We start from the raw sequence: 18,329 nt of genomic DNA on the forward strand, positions 1-18,329 counted from the left end.
GAGGCAAGCCCGCTTCTACAGAGGCCATCAGGCAAGCGATCAGAGGGCGCGTGACATCAGCCAGTGCTGCTGCCCCCAGGCCTCGAAGGGTTCCAGCGGTGCCCAGCCACGCTTGGCGTAGTAGGCGCTCTGGTCGTGGGTGTGCAGGTAGAGCGTGGAGACTCCGCTGCTGCGTGCATGGTCGCAGATGCCTTCGATCAGTTGCTCCGCCAGGCCTTGCCCTCGTGCTTGCGGGGTGACGAACACGCAGGCCAGCCACGGACCAAGGTCGCTGCGCCCGGGCAGGTCGTCGCTGGCCAGGGCGGCGCTGCCCAGCAGGCGGTCGCCGTCGAGGGCGACCAGGCATCGCCATTGGCCGTTGCGCTGGCCTTCGGCGAACTCGCGTTGCCAGTCGCTAATCGGCACGTCCGCGTACTCGTAGTGGAACTGTTGGTGCAGCCACTGGGCGAGGGTATCGCTGTGGGCCATGTGGTGTTCAAGCCAGTCCAGGCGGGGCATGCTGTTGTCCTTGTCGAGGGGCATTTCAGTGCGGTGGGCTGTGATGTCGCGAGCATACATCAGGCCTCTAACGCGTACTCGAGTTGCAAGTGCATTCGAGGGCAGTCGCTTCAATAGAGTCGAAAGCTCAGCACGAATCGTCGCCGCACGGGCCAATTATTCGGCTTAGTTTCGGTGCGTTTCACCGAAGTGGAATCCTCTTGTGTGTTTCCAAGTTGCTGTGCGCAGGCGGCATGCGACTAAAGTCCGGTGTCTCCCGCTCGTGTCTAGAAGTACCGTTGGCTCAAACAGTCGGCAAGTTTGATTGTTGGACAATCTAGCGCGTCAGTCCCTCTAGCCTCTGCAATACGGGGTGTCGGGTGACCAGGTGGTCATGCCAGGCTTCGGGTGGTAATTGGCAGTCATTAACTTTTCCGTGAGCGTTTCAGTGAATAACGCTCAACTTTCTAAAGTTATTGCACGTGTGCCGATAACTCTCGGTAACCGTGCCGGGAAGTTCCAAGTGCTGCGATTCTCGCTGTGCCTTTGCCTGCGAATGGGTGTTGTATGTCGTACCTGTCTGCTATTGATTGCCGTCGCGTATCGCTGTGTGTCGTATTGGCTTGCCTGTCCCTGGGCAACGTGCGGGCTGAGACGTTCGTGCCTGGCCAGGAAGTGTTGCGCCAACAGCAACAGCAACAACAGGACCTGCAGCAACTGCAACTGGAACAACGCCGCCGTCAACTGCAGCGCGGTGCATTCACCGGGCCCGATACTTCCGCGCAGGTCCCCCAGGCCGCGGCCCCGGATACGCATTGCTGGCCGCTGGCCGGGGTGCGGGTGGGCGGCGTCACCCTGATCGACCGTGCCACCCTCGATGCGCGCATCGACCCGCTGGTGGCGGCGTGCATGGGCGTGGGGCAGATCAACCAGCTGCTGGCGAGTATCACCGCGCTGTACCTGGAAAAGGGCTATATCGCCAGCCGGCCCTACCTGAGCAGCGCCCCGGCAGCCGGGCAGTCGCTGGACATCCTGGTGGACGAAGGCTACCTGGAGGCCATCGAACTGGCCGACCAGCGCCTGCCGGTGTCCCTGGCCGGGGCCTTCCCCGGCATGCTCGGCGAGCCGCTGAACCTGCGTGACCTGGAGCAGGGCCTGGACCAGCTCAACCGCCTGCGCTCGGTCGACCTGACCGCCGACATCGCCCCCGGCAGCCAGCCGGGCGCCTCGCGGATCATCCTGCGTCCGCGCAGCGCCGGCCAGCCACGGGTGGCCGTGGGCCTGGGCCTGGACAACCTCGGCAGCGCCAGCACCGGGCGCGACCGTCGCGTGCTCAGCCTGGGCCTGGACAACCCGCTGGCACTCAACGACCTGCTCAGCCTGTCGGCCAGCGATACCCTCAACCAGGGCGACCGTTACAGCCGCAACGCCAGCCTGTACTACGCGATCCCCTATGGCTACTGGACCTTCAGCCTGTTCGCCAGCCATGCCGAGTACCGCTCGCCGGTCAAGCTCAGCACGCTGACCTTGCATAGCCGCGGCATCACCGACCAGCTCAGCCTGCGCGGCGAGCGCGTGCTGTGGCGCGACCAGCGCCATCAACTGAGCGCCAGCCTGCAACTGGCGCACAAGGATGTCGACAGCGAGTTCGCCAAGGTGCGCCTGGACGTGCAGAGCCCGACGCTGACCGTGGCCGAGGCCGGGCTCAACCTGTTCTGGCTCGACCACGCGGTGTGGAACCTGGACCTCAACTATGCCCAGGGGCTGCATTGGTTCGGTGCCGACGATGACGCCGATCGCCCGGTGCCCGACCTGCCCAGGGCGCAGTTCCACAAGTACCGCGCCGGGCTCAGCCAGTGGCGCAATGGCCAGCTGCTGGGTCAGGCCTGGCAGTGGCAGAGCCAGCTCAACCTGCAGTACAGCCCCGACCCGCTGCCGGCCATCGAGCAGTTGCTCGGCACCGACGATTCGGCCGTGCGCGGCTACCGCATCAGCAGCCTGTCCGGGGCCAGTGGGGCGGTATGGCGCAACACCCTCCGCCTGCCGTTGCGGGCGCAGGGGCCGTTGAGCGTCACCCCACGGCTGGGCCTGGACCACGGCTGGATCAAGGCCGACCACGGCGCCGCCAGCCAGCGCCTGAGCGGCGCGAGCCTGGGCGTGAACCTGGGCTGGAAGGCGCTGCAGCTGGACCTCGACTACCAGCGCAGCCTCAACACGCCCCGCGGTTACCAGCGCGAGCCTGAAGTCTGGCTGTTCAGGGCCGCCGTGCAGATCTGAGCGCACCGATTTAGCAGTACCTACATGGAGAGTGACCTATGCCCAAGACCCCCTTTACCTTCAATTTGTCCCCGCAAGGCAAGCTGCGCTGGGCGATCGCCAGCCTGCTGCTGGCCACCAGCCTGCCCCAGGCGCTGGCCGGCGGCGTGGTGGTCGCCCCCGGGCCCGGGGGCACGGCGCAACTGCAGACCCAGGGCGGCGTGCCCATCGTCAATATCGTTGCCCCCAACGGCGCGGGCCTGTCGCATAACCAGTTCCTCGACTACAACGTCGACCGCCAGGGCCTGGTACTGAACAACGCCCTGCAGGCCGGGCATTCGCAGCTGGCCGGCGAGCTTGCGGCCAACCCGCAGTTCCAGGGCCAGGCGGCGAGCGTGATCCTCAACGAAGTGGTCAGCCGCAATGCCTCCGCCATCAATGGCGCCCAGGAAATCTTCGGCCGTGCCGCCGACTACGTGCTGGCCAACCCCAACGGCATCTCGGTCAATGGTGCCAGTTTCATCAATGCGCCCAACGCGAGCCTGGTGGTGGGCCGCCCCGAGCTGGAAGCGGGCCGGCTCAAGGCCCTGGGCACCCAGGACGCCAGCGGCCAGTTGCAGGTGCAGGGCGCCGGCCTGCGCAACGACGGCGGTTCGGTCAACCTGATCGCCCCGCGCATCGACAGCCAGGGCCGCCTGGATGCCCGGGACCAGCTCAACCTCACCGTGGGCCGCAACCAGGTGGATTACGCCAGCGGCCAGGTCAAGGTGCTCGACGGCGGCGCGGCCAGCGGCGAGCAGCGTATCGACGCCAGCCTGTTCGGCGCGATGCAGGCCGGGCGCATCAATATCGTCAGCACCGCGCAGGGTGCCGGGGTGCGGGTCGGGCCAGGGCAGATCGAAGGCCGCGACGGCGTGCGCATCGACTCGGCGGGTAACCTGAACATCAGCGGCGCCGCCGTGGCCGACTCGCTGCAAGCGACCCGTGCGGGCGTGCGCAGCAGCCAGGGCGATGTGCAACTGCATGGTGCCCAGGACCTGACCCTGGCCGCCGCCGACGTGGCCGGGCGCGACGTCAAGCTCGACGCCGGGCGCAACCTCACCCTGAGCACCGTGCAAAGCCGCAAGCTCCAGGAAAAACGCGAAAACTGGCGCAGCGGCGCATTGGGCATCGATTGGGAAACCTACCAGCGCACCCAGATCGACAGCGATACCCGCGAGCATGGGGTGCAGGTCGTGGCCCAGCGTAATGCTCGGGCGAATGCCGGCCAGGATCTCACCGCCAATGCCGCCAGCATCGAGGCTCCGGGTCAACTGAGCCTGAACAGCGGTGGCGACCTGCGCCTGACCGCTGCCACCGAACGCCAGGTCAACAGCGACCAGGGCAAGCACACCAAGGGCTTCTGGAAGGCCGACTGGGACAACCGCAGCGAAACCCAGCGCAGCGTCACCAGCCAGCTCAAGGGCGGCGATATCGAACTGCGGGCCAAGGCTTCGGTGCTGGCCGAAGGTGCCCAGCTGACCAGCGGCCAGGACATCCGCATCGCCGGCAAGCAGGTGCAGATCAGCAACGCCTCGCGCACCGACCAGCGCGACAGCCAGAACCAGCAGAGCAAGTTCTTCGGCGTCAGCCACAACGAAGCCAAGCAGAACAGCCGGGAAAGCACCGCCGTGCGCAGCGAGCTGGTGGCCGGTGGCAGCGTTGGCCTGAACAGCGCCGAAGGCATCGAGGTGGTCGGCTCCACGGTCAAGGCTACCGGCGCGTTGAGCGCCGACGCGGCGGGCGACCTGAAGGTCGCCTCGGCCCAGGACACCCGTGAGCACGGCAGCGCCAGCAGCAGCCGTGGTTTCGTGGCCTCGGCCAAGGAGACCGCGCCGGGCTCGGGGCAGTATCGCGCCGGCGTCGGCTATGCGAGCGATCGCCAGAGCGCCACTGGCAGCCAGGTCAGCCAGCAGGGTTCCAGCCTCAGCGGCAGCGAGGTTCAGCTGACCGCCGGCGCTGACCTGACCGTCAAGGGCGCAGCGGTGAAGTCCACGGCAGGCGACACCACCCTGGCCGGCAAGCAGGTGTCGTTGCTGGCCGAGCAGGACAGCCGCAGCGAGTCCCGCGACAGCAGCCACACCGGGGGTGGCGTCTACCTCACCGCCGGCCTCGACCGTGCCGGCGCCGGGGTCGACTTCGCCCATGGCACCCAGCAGGACACCTCGAACAGCAGCACTGCCAAGACCACCGGCATCGACAGCGCCGGCAACTTGACCATCAAGGCCGACACCCTGGCCAGTGAAGGCGCGCAGGTCAACAGCGCCGGCACCCTGAGCGTCAGCGCCAACCAGGTGGACAACCGCGCGGCTCGCGACACCACCAGCAGCAGCCACCAGCAGAGCAACTGGACGGCGGATGTCGGTGTCAATGTCGAGTACAAGGACATCGCCCGGCCGATCGCCGGGGTGGTCAAGGATGTGGTGGACGGCAAGGTGTCGGTGAAGGACGCGCTCGACGGCAAGTTGCCGCTGGGCGATGTCAAGGACGTGCTTGCCGGCAAGACCTCGCTGAGCGATGCCCTGGGCAAGCTCGGCACGCCGAACCTGGGCGTCGACCTGGCCGTGGGCCATGCCAGCCAGCAGCAGGGCGAGCAGACCGGCACCGCGGTGGTCAGCCAGTTCAACGGCCAGGGCGTCCAGCTGGATGTGGCTGGTGCGCTGAAGGACCAGGGCACCCAGTACAACGCCAACGGCGGCGCGCTGAACATCAAGGCCGGCGAGTTGCAGGCCGAGGCCGCCAGCAACACCCACAGCCGCAGCGAGCAGCAGGTGAATGCCGATGTATCCGCCCGGGTCTACACCAAGACCGGCGAGGACCTGAATGTGACCGCCAGTGGTTCGGGGGGGAGCAAGAGCCTGGCCGAAGACCGTTCCACTGCCGTGGTCGGCACCTTCAGTGGCAATCAGGGCCTGAACATCCAGGTCGGCGGCGATGCCCGCTTCGAAGGCAGCCGCCTCGACGGTGGCCAGGGCGCGGTGGCCGTCAACACTGGCGGCAAGCTGGCCCTGGAGCAGGCCAGCAACCATGAGCGTCGCGACACCAGCAGCCTCGGTGGCAGCGGCTCGCTGACCGTGGGCACCTTGCCGGTGGGTGACAAGGTCGACCTGGGCGCAGGGTTGCAACTCGATCATGCCGGCGAACACAGTGCCGACAGCAAGGCCCAGGTGGCGAGCATCAGCGGCAGCGGCCCGGTGCGGCTGGGCAGCGGTGGCGACCAGACCTTGCAAGGGACGCGCATCGACGCGACGGGCCCGGTCGAACTCAAGGCCGGTGGCGCTCTTGAACTGCAGGCCGCCAGCGACACCCGGACCGTCAGCGGCAGCCACCTGGGCGGCGGTCTCAACCTCGGCGGCAAGGCAGCCACCGGCGAGCAGGGCCGCGACCTGAGCGGCAAGCTGGGCGGCAACTTCAATGTGGGCCAGACCAACGAACGCTCGCAGACCCTGAGCGGCGGCCAGCTGAACAGCCGCGCCAATGTGGATCTGGCCGGCCAGTCGGTGCATCTGCAGGGCACGCAGGTCGCTGCTGCGGGCATCAACGTCGGCGCAGGCGAGGGTGGCCTGGCGCTGGAGTCGGCGCAGTCCACCCAGAGCCGCAACAACTGGGGCGTCGAGCTGAAGGCCGGCGGCAACCTGAGCCGCAATACCCCGGCCGACGCCGACAAGCAGGCCACTGCGTCCCATGATTTCGACCTCGGCGGCAAGGTGCACGTGGACCATCTGCAGGGCACCACCCAGCAGAACAGCCGGATCGCCGCCGACACGGTGGCGTTGAACAGCACGGGCGCGGCGCAACTGAGCGGCGCGCGTGTCGAAGGCCAGCACATCGGCGGCAAGTTCGACGGCGGACTCAGCATCCAGGAGCGTCAGGACACCACCACCTCGGTGCGTCTTGACCTGGGCGCCGGCCTTGTCGGCAAACCGGGTGAGGCCAAGGAGGGCGAAGCCAAGCCCGCCTTCGGCTACACGCCGTCGTTCAACGCGCAGGGCGAGTTCCTGCGCAAGGCCGGGGTCCAGGAAACGTCGCAGATCACGGCGCAGCGCGAGCTGGGGCTGCAGGTCAAGGGCGTGGAGCAGGGCGGGAACACGGTCGGGGCCGAGGTGAAACCAATCGGTTACCAGGTCAAGGCCACCCTCGACCTGCCCAAGCTGCCTGAAGCCGGCCTGCCCAGCGTGTCGCTGGATGACGGCAAGCTGAAGGTCGGGCCGGTGACGGTCGAGGGGCAGCTTGATGATCTGACCAACAAAGGCTGACGGGGCCGCTCTGCGGCCCATCGCGGGGCAAGCCCGCGCCTACAGGCGATTGCTATCCCTGTAGGCGCGGGCTTGCCCCGCGAACGTTCAGACCGCCGAAAACACCGACCCGGTGATCCGTTCGCTCAACAGCTCCAGAACCCGCAACCCCACCAACGAGTTGCCCGAGGCGTTCAGCGCCGGCGACCACACGCAGATGCTGTAGCGCCCCGGCACCACCGCGACGATGCCGCCGCCCACGCCGCTCTTGCCCGGCAGCCCGACGCGGTAGGCGAAATTGCCGGCCTCGTCATACAGCCCGCTGGTGGCCATGATCGCATTCACTTGCTGCGCCTGGCGCGGGCTGAGCACTTGTTCGCCGCTGTGCGGGCAGTAGCCGCTGTTGGCCAGGAAGGCGAAGCCACGGGCGACGTCGGCGCAGCTCATCGACAGCGCGCAGTGGTGGAAGTAGCTGCGCAGCACCGCGTCGACATCATTGTGGAAGTTGCCGAAGGCCTGCATCAGGTAGGCCATGGCCGCATTGCGTGCGCGGTGCTGGTACTCCGACTCGGCCACCACCGTGTCGCTGACGATACGCGGATTGGCCGCCAGGCGGCGGACGAAGTCGCGCATCGACAGGGTGGGGGTGGCATAGCGCGACTGGTTGATGTCGCAGATCACCAGCGCCCCGGCATTGATGAACGGGTTGCGCGGCCGGCCCTTTTCCACCTCCAGCTGCACCAGCGAGTTGAACGCCTGCCCCGAAGGCTCGTAGCCCAGCCGCGACCAGATGTCTTCGCCGCTGTGGTTGATCGCTTGCACCAGGCTGAACACCTTGGAGATGCTCTGGATCGAGAACGGCGTGCGCGCATCCCCGGCGCAGTGCAACTGGCCGTCCAGGCTCTGCACGGCGATGCCCAGCTGGTTGGGGTCGACCTGGGCGAGGGCGGGAATGTACTGCGCCACCTGGCCCTGGACGAGCAGGGGGCGGACGTGGTCGAGGATCTCTTGCAGGAGTGCTTGCATCGGAAAACCTGGTGCGGAGGAAAGACGCGGTCGAAAACGTTCAGGTAGACGATGGTCGCTGGCTGCGGAGCACATCTGCCGGCGTTGATTCCTGTGATGATGCGTGACCTGCAGGCGCAGGCTTGCCCCGCGCCTGCAGTGACCGCGTTTTACGCGTTGGAGGTTGCCTCGAACGCGGCGTGGTATTGCACGTCGCCTTGCGGTACGTCCCCAGTGAAGGCCAGGGCCTGGAAGTACTCGGCAGGCACGCCCGGCAAGGTCAGGCCCGGCTGGGCCTTGAAGCCGAAGCGGGCATAGTAGCGCGGGTCGCCCAGCACCACGCAGCCCTGGCCGGCCAACCCATGCAACCGGGCCAGCGCGGCATTGATCAGCGCCGAGCCGATGCCTTGCCCCTGGCGTGCAGGCGACACCGAAACCGGCCCGAGGCCGAACCAGCCGCTGGCGCCCGACGCCAGGGTGACCGGGGAAATCGCCACATGGCCGACGACAGCGCCGGCCTCCACGGCCACCAGCGAAACCGTCAGCTGCCCCGCCCGACGCAGCGCCGTGACGATGAACTGTTCGGTGTGGCTGCTGTGCTCGGCGTTGGCGAAGGCGGCTTCGGTCAGTTGGCCGATGGCATCGATGTCTTCGGGGCGTTCGTCGCGCAGGGCAATGCCATTGTACAGGTGCCTGCGCGTGTCGGCGTCGATCAGGCCGCGTAGGGCCTCGAACAGCGGTGTGGCGGCGGTGTAGCGCTTGCCGTAGTTGAGGTTGAAGGCGTAGTCGAAGCCCGGTGGGTTGCGGCCCTGGTTGTGCTGCAGCAGGGTCTCCAGCTTGTCCAGGGCCTTGACCGCCTGGGCCTCTGCGGACGTCGCGGCTTCGTAGTCTTCCCACAGCCCCATGATCTCCTCGCGCAGGGGCGCATCCAGGCTCGACATCAGTTGCAGCAGGTCGTCGCGTTCCTGTTGGCTCTTGTCGGGAAAGCCCTGCTTGCTGACGGCGGGCACGTCGCCACTGATGGCCTCGCCGAGGTCGTGGACCAGGCACATTTTCAGGACCTTGAGCAGGTCGAGGTCGCCCAGTTCGTCGGCGAAGGTGATGGCCATCAGGCACAGCCGCCAGGTGTGCTCGGCGGTGCTTTCGGCACGGCCGGTGGAGGTATGGGCGCTGCGCAGCACACTCTTGAGTTGTTCGGCCTGGCGCAGGAAGTCCAGGCGGTTCTGCAGTTTTTCGATGTTCATGGCGACTCCATGTCCTGGGGCGGGTTCAGCGTGTCGGCATGATAACCCCAGACGACTGCCGGCCTTCATGGTTCTGACGTTTGCATGCCTGGGATACTCAATTCCACGCCTGCTGCCGTGATCGCGCTCCACGCTGACGTGGGCGTGCAGGACGATGACGCAGCGACAACCCACGCTCTGCGCGGCGGCGGCCAGGGCGCGGCCATTGTTGCCGTCGGTGGCGCTGACACACGCCTGACAGGACCCACTCCCATGACCCTTGACCCCTTCGACCGCGTACTGCTCGACGCCATGCAGCGCACCTTCATGGCCTGCCCGCAGGTGCAGCAGTGCTATTACGTGGCGGGGGCATGCGACTTCGTGCTGATCATGCTGGTGCGGGACATGGCGCAGTACACCCAGTTGACGCGGGAGCTGTTCTTCCAGAGCAACAATGTGAAGCGCTTCAAGACGCTGGTGTCGATGAGCAATGTGAAGACCGGGTTGCAGGTGCCGGCGACCTGAGACGAGCTCAGGCCACGCCGATCTCATCCATGAAATCGTCCAGGAACGACGCCAGCCGCTCATGCCGGAGCGTCGCCAGCCGAGCCCCTTCGACAGTCTGGAACCCTGAGGCGAGCTTTAGCAGCTTGGTGTGGAAATGCTCGATGGCGTACCGGTTGTCCTGGTGGTCCCGCCCTTCGGCAGTGGGATTCTCGAAGTCGTACAGTGACGAGCCCATGCGGCCAGCGACATAGAAACAACGGGCGACGCCCACCGCGCCGAGGGCATCGAGGCGGTCGCTGTCCTGGAGGATCTTCGCCTCCAGGCTCAGCGGCGCGATGCCCGCCGAGAAACTGTGGGTCTGCACCGCATGGGCCGCTTGTTCGACGCGTGCCGATGGCCAGCCCATGTCGGTGAGGATCGCGGCGGCCCGCTTGGCCGAGAGCGTCGAGGCCTGGCTGCGCAGAGGCGAGTTCTTCTCCACCGCCACGCAGTCGTGCAGCACGGTGGCGGCGAGCAGCACTTCAAGGTCGCCACCTTCCTTGGCCTGGATGCGCCGGACGTTGCTCCACACCCGCTGCACATGGGCGAGGTCGTGGGAGCCGTCGGTACAGGCGCCGGGCAGGCAGGGCAGCAGTTCGTCCGCCAGGGACTGCAGGGGAAAGAACGGCGCGTTGGCCATCGAGCGTGCTCCATCGATCAGGGTAAGGGCTGAACATCGGTTCGGCGCGGCAACGGTACACCAATCGTCGCTGGCTCGGGCAGGCGTGCGGTCAGCGGCAACACAGGCAACCGCTGATCAGCGGTTGATCGGGGTCGTTTTCCACGAAGGTGACCATGACTTCCATGCCCGTGTGCGGTGGCGTGCTCGCGCAGCTCCAACTGGAGCACGCGCTCAGCCAGCAGCTGCTCTTGTCGTCGAACCTGTCTTCGCGGTCCCAGGGGAACTTGACCTGTATCTTTGCCAGGCGCCGGTCACGCTGGGACATCTCGTCTTCCACCGCGATGACGACAGCGGTCTGGTTGCCGGGTAGCTCAGGTTTGCGGTGAGTCAAAGGCAGGCGGTAGGGCGCTTCCCAGGGAATAGCCATGAAGTGGTTGCGGTATCCCCGAGCAATGTCATCCACGTGGTCAGTGGCGCCGCGCTCACTGGCTATCCGTGGTTGCCTGCCCTGGTGAATGACCCGCGTCAGGAGCCACGGGGCATTCAACGCCTGGCGCGGATGCCCGCAAACGTCCAGTACATGGCCACTGGCCAAATGGGTCTGGTCACTGTGCCCTTCGGCTTGATGATCTGCCAGGCCACGAAAATCGAGCGGATTGTCGCCGTCCTGGTTGCAGGTGGCAGGTTGCCCCAGCCTGGGGAACACCACCTGGTCATCACCAAACACCAGCACATGGCCCTGGGCACTGTGCTGGAAATGGAAGTGGATGCCTTCTTCCTCGCACAGGCGCTGAATGAAGTGCAAATCCGTTTCGTGGTACTGGGTGCAGTAGTCGCGCTCGGGGTAGGTCGAGCCTAGATGAAACCGATAAGCGTCGCCGACGATTCCGTGCTCTTCCAGGATCAAGGCAACGATATTCGGTACCGAGAACTGTTCATAGATTCTCTGGTTGATGCGATGGCGCAAGTAGGAGAGGTGCGGTACCAGGGTCATGCTGTAGTGCTTCGAGCACTGTGCATTACCGCTTTGAGCGATGTGGTAGACCCGGCCATGGATGCCGTTGCCATTGTTGTCGAAGGACAGGAAAGCCTCACGGTCGAAAAGGCACTCGAGATCCATGTCAGCCCGCTCGCCGACAAGCTCCACATTGAAGTAGTACGGCCTGCCGAGCGCTTCCTCCCCATTGAATGCGAGCACGTGGAAAGCGTGATCGATACCGTCGATCGTCAAACTGAATCGAGTTTGTTGGGCTGGGCTGAACATCCACTGTTCTCTTTTCAAGGTCGGACTCAATTGAGCAACAGGCATTGGCGCGCAGCGCGCTGCACGCCAATGGACACGATCAAGGGCTGGCATGGGGCAGCAGCCACCCCATCACCTCAGATCACACGCCGCTCTTCACTTTGGTCCAGACCCGGGTGCGGATCCGCTCCAGTTTCAACGGCAGTGGTTCGAGTGGGACAAGCGTGGAAATCGTCGTGGCGTCCGGGTAGATCCAGGGATTGTCGCGCAGCTTCTGCTCGACAAACGCGGTGGCGTCTTTGTTGGCGTTGGGGTACAGCGTGTGGTTCGAGGTCTTGGCAATGACTTCTGGCCGCAGCATGTAGTTGATGAACGCCATGCCTTCCTTGGGGTGAGGGGCATCTTTGAGCAGTACCAGGTTCTCCGACCAGACCAGCGCGCCCTCGCGCGGCAGGCTGTAGGAAATCCGGCGCCCGGTGTTGGTCTTTTCGTTCAGGGCCTGTGCCGCAAGGGCGCCATTGGCCCAACCGACAACCGCGCAGATATTACCGTCAGCCAGGTCGGTGTCGATTCGCGAGGAGTCGAAGTAGAGGACGTAGGGGCGTATCTTCAACAGCAGCGCCTGGGCCTTCTGGTAGTCGTCCGGGTTCTTGCTGTTGCTGGGCAGCCCCAGGTAATGCAAGGCAATCGAGATGATCTCGCTCGGGGAATCCAGCATCGCCACCCCGCAGGATTGCAGCTTGCTGATGTTCTCTTCCTTGAAGATCAGGTCCCAGCTGTCCACCGGCGCCTGTTCACCCAATGCCGCTTTGACTTTGTCGACGTCATAGCCGATGCCGGTGGTGCCCCACAGGTAGGGCACCGCGTAACGATTGCCAGGGTCATTGACCGCGACCTGGGCCAGCAGCGCCGGGTCGATATGCGCCAGGTTGCTCAGTTGCTCACGGTCCAAGGGCTGCAGCACGCCCGCCTGGATCAGGCTGGGCAATACGTTGGAGGTGGCCACGACCACGTCATACCCCGTGCGCCCGGCCATTACCTTGCTCTGCATGATGTCGGCGCTGTCGAACGCATCCATGCGCATCCGCGTGCCGGTTGCCTGCTCGAAGGCCTTGGGGGTCTCTGGCGCGAGCAGCCCGAACCAGTTGTACAGGTGCATGCCGGGCTGGGCCGCGGCCACCGAGGTGCTGATTGCCGCACCGAGCAGCGAGGCGGCAAAAAGGGTTCGCAAACGTGACGTTCTCATGCAACATCCTTATCGAAACGATGTATCTTCTGGCCCGTCCTGGGCCCAGACAGCGACTATACCGGGCAGGCCCGGATAGTAAATACCTCCGATTACGTAGCGCTGACCTGCTGATTCCTAACCCAAAAGGGGTAGAAAATGCCGTTCGACCTTCATGGCCTGGCGTGGCACCGTTCGATCGGCAAGCTGATCATGCAGCTGGACCGCCCCGCGTTCTGGAGTTCGTTGGTGCGGGTATTGAATGAGTACGTGCAGATCGACAACTGGGTGGTGTTGATCTTCAGCCAGCAGCAGGTGGACGTGGTGGCTCTTCCTGAGGTGGCGGATGCGCAGGAGGTCGATGCGTTCATTCATCGCTATGTGAAGGGGCTTTACCTGCTGGACCCGTTTTATATCGCCAATCGGGAAAACCCGCAGAGTGGCTTCTTTCATCTGCTGGACATAGCGCCGGAATACTTCGTCGAAACTGAATACTATCAGCAGTATTTCGCTCATTATATTTCGGCGGATGAAGTCCAATACAATGTCCAGCTCGACCCCGATAGAACATTGTGCATGTCCATGGGAAGCAAGGTACGTTTCAGCCAGGAGCAAATTACCCTGCTCGATATCATCAAGCCCTGGGTAACTGCGCTCATGCACCAGCGCATGGCCTTTGAAGTCGACGCGAACGAACACCTCGCCGAGCCACTGTCATGGCCTGAAACGGTTGCGCAGCTGGCCACGCAGATCACCTCGCGCGAAAGCGATGTGCTCAGGTTGTTGCTCAGTGGCTATTCCAACAAGGAAGTGGCCGGCAAGCTGGCGCTCTCGGTGGAGACCATCAAGGTTCATCGGCGTAACCTCTATGCCAAGTTGAATGTCCGTTCACAATCGGAATTGTTCGCTCGGTTTCTAATGCCAAAGCAGGACGCTCTTCCTGCGCGGTGAGGTGAGTTGTCGGTATTGACCGGGCGTGAGCTTGCGGTCAATACCGCACGTTCAAAGACTGCCTGTTGTTTCGCCGGCTGGCTGGGCGAGAAATGCTGTTATCAGTGAAGTGACCTGCTGCTGGATCACCTCGCGGGCGCGGCCGTTATCGCCGTCCAGGCAAATGATGCCATCGCCGGGCACTTCTGCTTCGAGCCATGACTGTGCGCCAGGCTTGCACGCAGCCATGAAGGTGAAATGGCTTGCGTCGCCGATTTCGACGTAACGGCTTGACGCCGCGGGCAGGCGTTTGGCCAGGTTGGCGGACTCAAGCTCGGCGGGTAGTTCCCGCGAGGGGACGCCGGCGGCGATCACCAGCGCAGGTACGGGCAACGCGGCCAGGCTTTCATCGGTGAGGCCCCGTGAAAGACCCAGGTCCAGGCTCACCACAGCGCTGACGCGTTCATCGCGCAGATTGGCGCCGAGCGCGGCCTTCGCGTCTGACGTGCCTGCCGGCTTCATCTGGTCATAAACGGAGCAGCTGGACAGCTGCGGGTGGGCGTTGCAGTCGTGGGCAAAGCGATCTGGATCGAAACGCGCACCGGCGATTTCCAGGGCGGTCCAGCCACCGAGTGAGTGGCCCACCACGGCAATGCGGCCAGCGGCGACCCTGCCGAACTTATTCGGTTGAGCCGTGACCCGATCGATGGCGCGGCGCAGGTCAACCGGCCGCTGCCATAACTGTGCAGCAGCTTCTGGGCTGCGGTCATGGGTCGTGCTGCCAGGATGATTGACGGCGGCGACGATGTAGCCCTCGTGGGCCAGGGCACTGGCGAGCCATGCCTGGTTGCTCCAGTTGCCCCGATAGCCGTGAGAGAGCACCACCAAGGGGTGTTCGCCGCTGGATGGCGGTGCGTCAGGAACGGCAGCGACACCGGCAAACAGCGCATTGTCGGCGATCAGTTGCGCGGTGGTGGTCGCTGCGGTCGGGTACCAGACAACCATCTGCAGTGGGCGGCCAGTGTGCGAATCCTGCAGTGTGGAGGATTGGAAGCCGATGGCGTTCTCATCGGCAAAGGCAAGCGTCGTCAGGCAAGCCGACAACAGTGCGCCGAAAACTGTTTTCAATCTCTTTTCTTCCTTGAATGAGTGCGTGTCATGCCGGGGTGGACGCAGGTCCTCTGCGGTAGGTGGTCGTTTTTACCTCAGAGCGCGTACTGGGCGATACCGTTGCCGAACGACCAGTTCTCCTTGCGCACTTCGACCAGGTTGATGAACACGTCCTGCGGGCGGACCCCGGCCTCGCGTTCGAAGCCTTCGGCGATCGCCTGGTACAGCGCCTTCTTCTGCTCCAGGGTGCGGCCCTCGCTGAGGGTGATCTGGATGAACACCTGGCCGTCGGAGCGCTGGATGCCCAGGTACTGCGGGTCGAACACCAGGCGATCACCGTCGTGCTCGGTCAGGACCTGGAAGTTGTCGTGCTCGGGGACATTGATCGTGCGCCGCAGGCAGGCGTAGACGATCTGGCCAAGCGTGCGCAGGTGAGTCGGGTCGGGGTGGCGCTTGATGTCGATGCGTACCAGGGGCATGTGGACTCCTTGGGCTGTGCCAGGCGAGACGCAGAAGCTGGTAGGACAGGATCGGGGCAGGGGCAGAGCCCGGCATGGCGCCGGGCTCTTGAAGGTATTACCGAGGCAACAGCTTGTGGGCGCGTTCGCTGGCGTTATTGAAGACCTCGATCAGTCTTTTCGCCAGTGCGTCTTCGATTGCCGTGGCGGTGAGCAGGCCGTGGGCGAAGCCGATGCCCTGGTCCTTGGCGACCGCCAGTTGCTGGCTGTTCTCCGCTTCGGCCATGTCGCCGAGGTAGTGGGCTGCGCGAGAGGCGTAGCTGTCGAGGAGTGTCAGCTGTTTAAGCTCCTCCAGCGAGAGACCAAACTGCTTGGCGGCGGCGGGCTTCATGCTGAGCTTCTCGTACTCGAGCAGGCTCAGGCGATCGGTAGTCAAGGCGAATCTCCGTTTCTTTGCGGGAATACCCGGTTACTTTCGTGCCTTTTGCCGGTCAGCGCAAGGGTGGCCAGGGCGGTGGCGCGAAAAGAATTGTCCGGGCGCGGTTGCAGGAGAAGCGCGTGCTATGCGCCGCGCAGGCAGGCCTGGACGCATCCTCTGCTTGGCGTGCATGCTAAAACGTTCTAGCCTTCGCGTTTTGCTCATTGCCGTAAGGAATACCCGCATGACTCCCACCCTCAGCCGCCGTCGCGTGCTCCAGGGCGCGCTCGGCTGCTCGGCCCTGCTGGCCCTGCCAACCTGGGCGGATGACCCGCTGCGCAAAGCATTGCAGCAACTGGAGGCCACCACCGGCAGCACGATCGGCCTGTGGGCCCTGGACACCGGCAGCGGCCAGCAACTGGCCTGGCGCGCCGAGGAGCGCTTCGCGTTCTGCAGCACCTTCAAGGCCGTCCTCGCCGGCGCCATCCTGCACCGCAGCCAGGCCGAGCCCGGCTTGCTGGAGCGGCGTATCGCCTACGGCGCCGAACAGCTGGTGGTGTATTCCCCGGTCACAGAAAAGCACGTGGGCGCCGGCATGACCGTCGCCGGGCTCTGCGCCGCCGCGGTGCAGTACAGCGACAACACCGCCGGCAACCTGTTGCTCGAGCTGGTCGGTGGCCCGCCGGGGCTTACGGCGTTTGCCCGCAGCCTGGGTGACCCGACGTTCCGCCTCGACCGCAACGAACCGACGCTCAATACCGCCTTGCCAGGCGATCCGCGTGACACCACCACGCCCCTGGCCATGGGTGTGACCCTGCAGCGTCTGTTGCTGGGCGACGGCTTGGCCGCTGCCGAGCGACAACAGCTGCAGGCCTGGCTCAAGGGCAACACCACGGGCGATGCCCGCATCCGCGCCGGCGTGCCGAAGGATTGGGTGGTGGGCGACAAGACCGGGTCGGGTGACTATGGCGTGGCCAACGATGTCGCGGTGATCTGGCCCAAAGGCCGGGCGCCATGGATCCTGGTGGTGTTCAGCCGGGGCGCCAAGGCGGATGCACCCTGGAACAGCGAGACGATCGCGGCAGCCACGCGGGTGGTGGTGGACGCCTGGCAAGGCTGAGCAATCGCTCGGACCATTATCCGAACGCGTGGGAGCGGGCTTGCCCCGCGATGAGGTCGGCTCACCCCACGCGTACGCGCCGCCGTTTCTTGAGGTACATCTGGCCATCGGCATGGCTGAGCAAGGTGTCGGCATCCTCGCCATCGCTGGGGTAGCAGGCCACGCCAATGCTGCAGGAGGGCATCCTGACCTCACCGAATTCGGCGCCGAGCGGTTGCTCCATGACCCTGGCGATCTGCTCGACCATCTCGTACACGTCATCCTCCGAGGGCACGTCAGTCAGCAGCACGATGAACTCGTCGCCGCCGATCCGCGCCACGGTGTCCGCCGCCTGCACGCTGTCCTGCAGCCGGCGGGCGATGGTGCACAGCACGCGGTCGCCAGCAGCATGGCCATGCACATCGTTGATACCCTTGAAATCATTGACGTCGAGAAACAGCAAGGCGAGCCGCCGCTGCTGCTGGCGAGCCATGCGCAGGGCCGTGGCGAGGCGGTCGTTGAACAGCGAGCGGTTGGTCAGCTTGGTCAGCGGATCGTGATGGGCCAGGAAGCGCAGTTCCTGCTCGGCCTGGGTGAGGGCGGTGATGTTGCGGGCCACGCCGATCCGCGCGCCGACTTCGTCGGACCAGGAGGCCGCCCAGAGAATGTGCACGATCTCGCCATCCTTGCGCACATAGCGGTTGCGAAAGTCGCAGTGGGCGTTGCCGTTCATCACCCGCACGATCGAGGCGCGGGTGGCCTCCAGGTCGTCCGGGTGCATGTAGCGGGTGATCGGGGTGCCGGTCAGCTCGTCGGCGCGGTAGCCGAGCAAGGCCTCGCAGGCATCGCTCACGAACACGATGGTGTCGTCTTGGTCGACCACGAACACGGTGTCCAGCATCAGGTGGATCAGCCTGGGGTACAGCGCTTGCAGGTCGACGGGCATAGGGCGGGGGTATCCGATACGGGTAGCCCGGTCATGGTCCGATCACGCAGGGCGGCCGCGCGATGTCCTGCAAGCCGCCGTGGGCCGCTTGCCGCGCCCGTGCAGCATACACAGGGTCGGGGGCGGGGCACACTACCTGTGAGCAAGCAAAGCCTGCATGGTGCAGCCTGGCGGCGCGTACCCTGTCCCCCAAGGCGAGAGTGACCGGGCGCAGGGCGTGGCCTTTGCGCAGGCAGGTGCCGGGCTGCGCCTAGGCTGATGGAGCCGGCGGGTTGGTGGCTGGCCTCAGGGAGCTGAGGCCGAGGTTCAAGGGGGCGGCGATCACTAGTGTGGTGTTTTGCAAATACGACCAATAACTCGCGAGTGATTTTTGCGCTCAGGCAAGGCGTCGCGACGAGTCGTAGCCCAGCTACGGCGAGGAGCGACAACGCCGCATGAGCGCAAAAAGCACCGCGAGTTATGGTCGTTATTTGTGAAACACCACACTAGCATGGGAC

At 65.1% G+C, this 18,329-nt stretch carries 14 protein-coding genes and 2 pseudogenes; 5 read left to right on the forward strand and 11 right to left on the reverse strand.

Annotated elements, in window-relative coordinates; all coding sequences use genetic code 11:
• Positions 1–39: 39 nt before the first annotated feature.
• Positions 40–498 (reverse strand): GNAT family N-acetyltransferase, encoded by a 459-nt coding sequence (locus KHO27_RS05550; protein WP_214501327.1) that lies wholly within the window; start codon positions 496–498, stop codon positions 40–42.
• A 546-nt stretch (positions 499–1,044) separates the two neighbouring features.
• On the opposite strand from KHO27_RS05550, the gene KHO27_RS05555 reads away from it, so the two are divergent.
• The gene (locus tag KHO27_RS05555; protein ID WP_214501328.1) at positions 1,045–2,754 is read left to right on the forward strand and encodes a ShlB/FhaC/HecB family hemolysin secretion/activation protein; all 1,710 of its coding nucleotides are present in this window, start codon (positions 1,045–1,047) and stop codon (positions 2,752–2,754) included.
• A 38-nt stretch (positions 2,755–2,792) separates the two neighbouring features.
• Positions 2,793–7,028 (forward strand): hemagglutinin repeat-containing protein, encoded by a 4,236-nt coding sequence (locus KHO27_RS05560; RefSeq protein WP_214501329.1) that lies wholly within the window; start codon positions 2,793–2,795, stop codon positions 7,026–7,028.
• A gap of 87 nt (positions 7,029–7,115) precedes the next feature.
• Here the strand turns inward: KHO27_RS05560 and glsB are convergent, their stop codons facing one another.
• The 3 genes and pseudogenes from glsB to KHO27_RS26155 form a co-directional block, all read right to left on the reverse strand.
• Entirely contained in the window at positions 7,116–8,033 is a 918-nt protein-coding gene (glsB, locus tag KHO27_RS05565; protein ID WP_102683362.1) for a glutaminase B, read from the reverse strand.
• A gap of 149 nt (positions 8,034–8,182) precedes the next feature.
• The gene (locus KHO27_RS26150) at positions 8,183–8,689 is read right to left on the reverse strand and encodes a GNAT family N-acetyltransferase (RefSeq protein WP_352165419.1); all 507 of its coding nucleotides are present in this window, start codon (positions 8,687–8,689) and stop codon (positions 8,183–8,185) included.
• Positions 8,690–8,698: 9 nt separating this feature from the next.
• Positions 8,699–9,256, reverse strand: a pseudogene (locus KHO27_RS26155) (HD domain-containing protein); the annotation flags it as partial.
• A 231-nt stretch (positions 9,257–9,487) separates the two neighbouring features.
• On the opposite strand from KHO27_RS26155, the pseudogene KHO27_RS05575 reads away from it, so the two are divergent.
• Positions 9,488–9,760: pseudogene (locus KHO27_RS05575) on the forward strand (Lrp/AsnC ligand binding domain-containing protein); the annotation flags it as partial.
• Positions 9,761–9,767: 7 nt separating this feature from the next.
• On the opposite strand, the gene KHO27_RS05580 reads toward KHO27_RS05575, so the two are convergent.
• The 3 genes from KHO27_RS05580 to KHO27_RS05590 all read right to left on the reverse strand — a co-directional run bounded on the left by KHO27_RS05580 (position 9,768) and on the right by KHO27_RS05590 (position 12,892).
• Positions 9,768–10,421, reverse strand: a complete 654-nt coding sequence (locus tag KHO27_RS05580; protein ID WP_214501331.1) for an HD domain-containing protein — start codon at positions 10,419–10,421, stop codon at positions 9,768–9,770.
• 91 nt (positions 10,422–10,512) lie between these two features.
• Positions 10,513–11,667 carry a type VI secretion system tip protein TssI/VgrG gene (tssI, locus tag KHO27_RS05585; RefSeq protein WP_214501332.1) on the reverse strand — a complete coding sequence of 385 codons (1,155 nt, stop codon included), beginning with the start codon at positions 11,665–11,667 and terminating at the stop codon, positions 10,513–10,515.
• Positions 11,668–11,788: 121 nt separating this feature from the next.
• Positions 11,789–12,892 (reverse strand): polyamine ABC transporter substrate-binding protein, encoded by a 1,104-nt coding sequence (locus KHO27_RS05590; protein WP_102683357.1) that lies wholly within the window; start codon positions 12,890–12,892, stop codon positions 11,789–11,791.
• A 138-nt stretch (positions 12,893–13,030) separates the two neighbouring features.
• Between KHO27_RS05590 and KHO27_RS05595 the strand changes: the two genes are divergently transcribed.
• Complete coding sequence (locus KHO27_RS05595; protein WP_214501333.1) at positions 13,031–13,822, forward strand: response regulator transcription factor; 792 nt, start codon at positions 13,031–13,033, stop codon at positions 13,820–13,822.
• Positions 13,823–13,873: 51 nt separating this feature from the next.
• On the opposite strand, the gene KHO27_RS05600 is transcribed toward KHO27_RS05595, so the two are convergent.
• The 3 genes from KHO27_RS05600 to KHO27_RS05610 all read right to left on the reverse strand — a co-directional run bounded on the left by KHO27_RS05600 (position 13,874) and on the right by KHO27_RS05610 (position 15,805).
• Complete coding sequence (locus tag KHO27_RS05600) at positions 13,874–14,929, reverse strand: alpha/beta hydrolase family protein (protein ID WP_214501334.1); 1,056 nt, start codon at positions 14,927–14,929, stop codon at positions 13,874–13,876.
• 77 nt (positions 14,930–15,006) lie between these two features.
• Positions 15,007–15,390, reverse strand: a complete 384-nt coding sequence (locus tag KHO27_RS05605; RefSeq protein WP_023632461.1) for a tautomerase family protein — start codon at positions 15,388–15,390, stop codon at positions 15,007–15,009.
• 97 nt (positions 15,391–15,487) lie between these two features.
• Positions 15,488–15,805, reverse strand: coding sequence for a hypothetical protein (locus KHO27_RS05610; protein ID WP_110698539.1), 318 nt, complete (start codon positions 15,803–15,805; stop codon positions 15,488–15,490).
• Positions 15,806–16,031: 226 nt separating this feature from the next.
• Between KHO27_RS05610 and bla the strand changes: the two genes are divergently transcribed.
• A complete protein-coding gene (gene bla, locus KHO27_RS05615) occupies positions 16,032–16,907 on the forward strand; it encodes a class A beta-lactamase (protein ID WP_110698537.1) in 876 nt (291 codons plus the stop codon).
• Between the two features lie 61 nt (positions 16,908–16,968).
• Here bla and KHO27_RS05620 read toward each other — a convergent pair whose 3' ends face one another.
• Positions 16,969–17,832, reverse strand: coding sequence for a sensor domain-containing diguanylate cyclase (locus KHO27_RS05620; RefSeq protein WP_110698535.1), 864 nt, complete (start codon positions 17,830–17,832; stop codon positions 16,969–16,971).
• Between the last annotated feature and the right edge of the window lie 497 nt (positions 17,833–18,329).

This window comes from Pseudomonas sp. RC3H12, from assembly GCF_018596375.1.
Taxonomy (GTDB): domain Bacteria; phylum Pseudomonadota; class Gammaproteobacteria; order Pseudomonadales; family Pseudomonadaceae; genus Aquipseudomonas.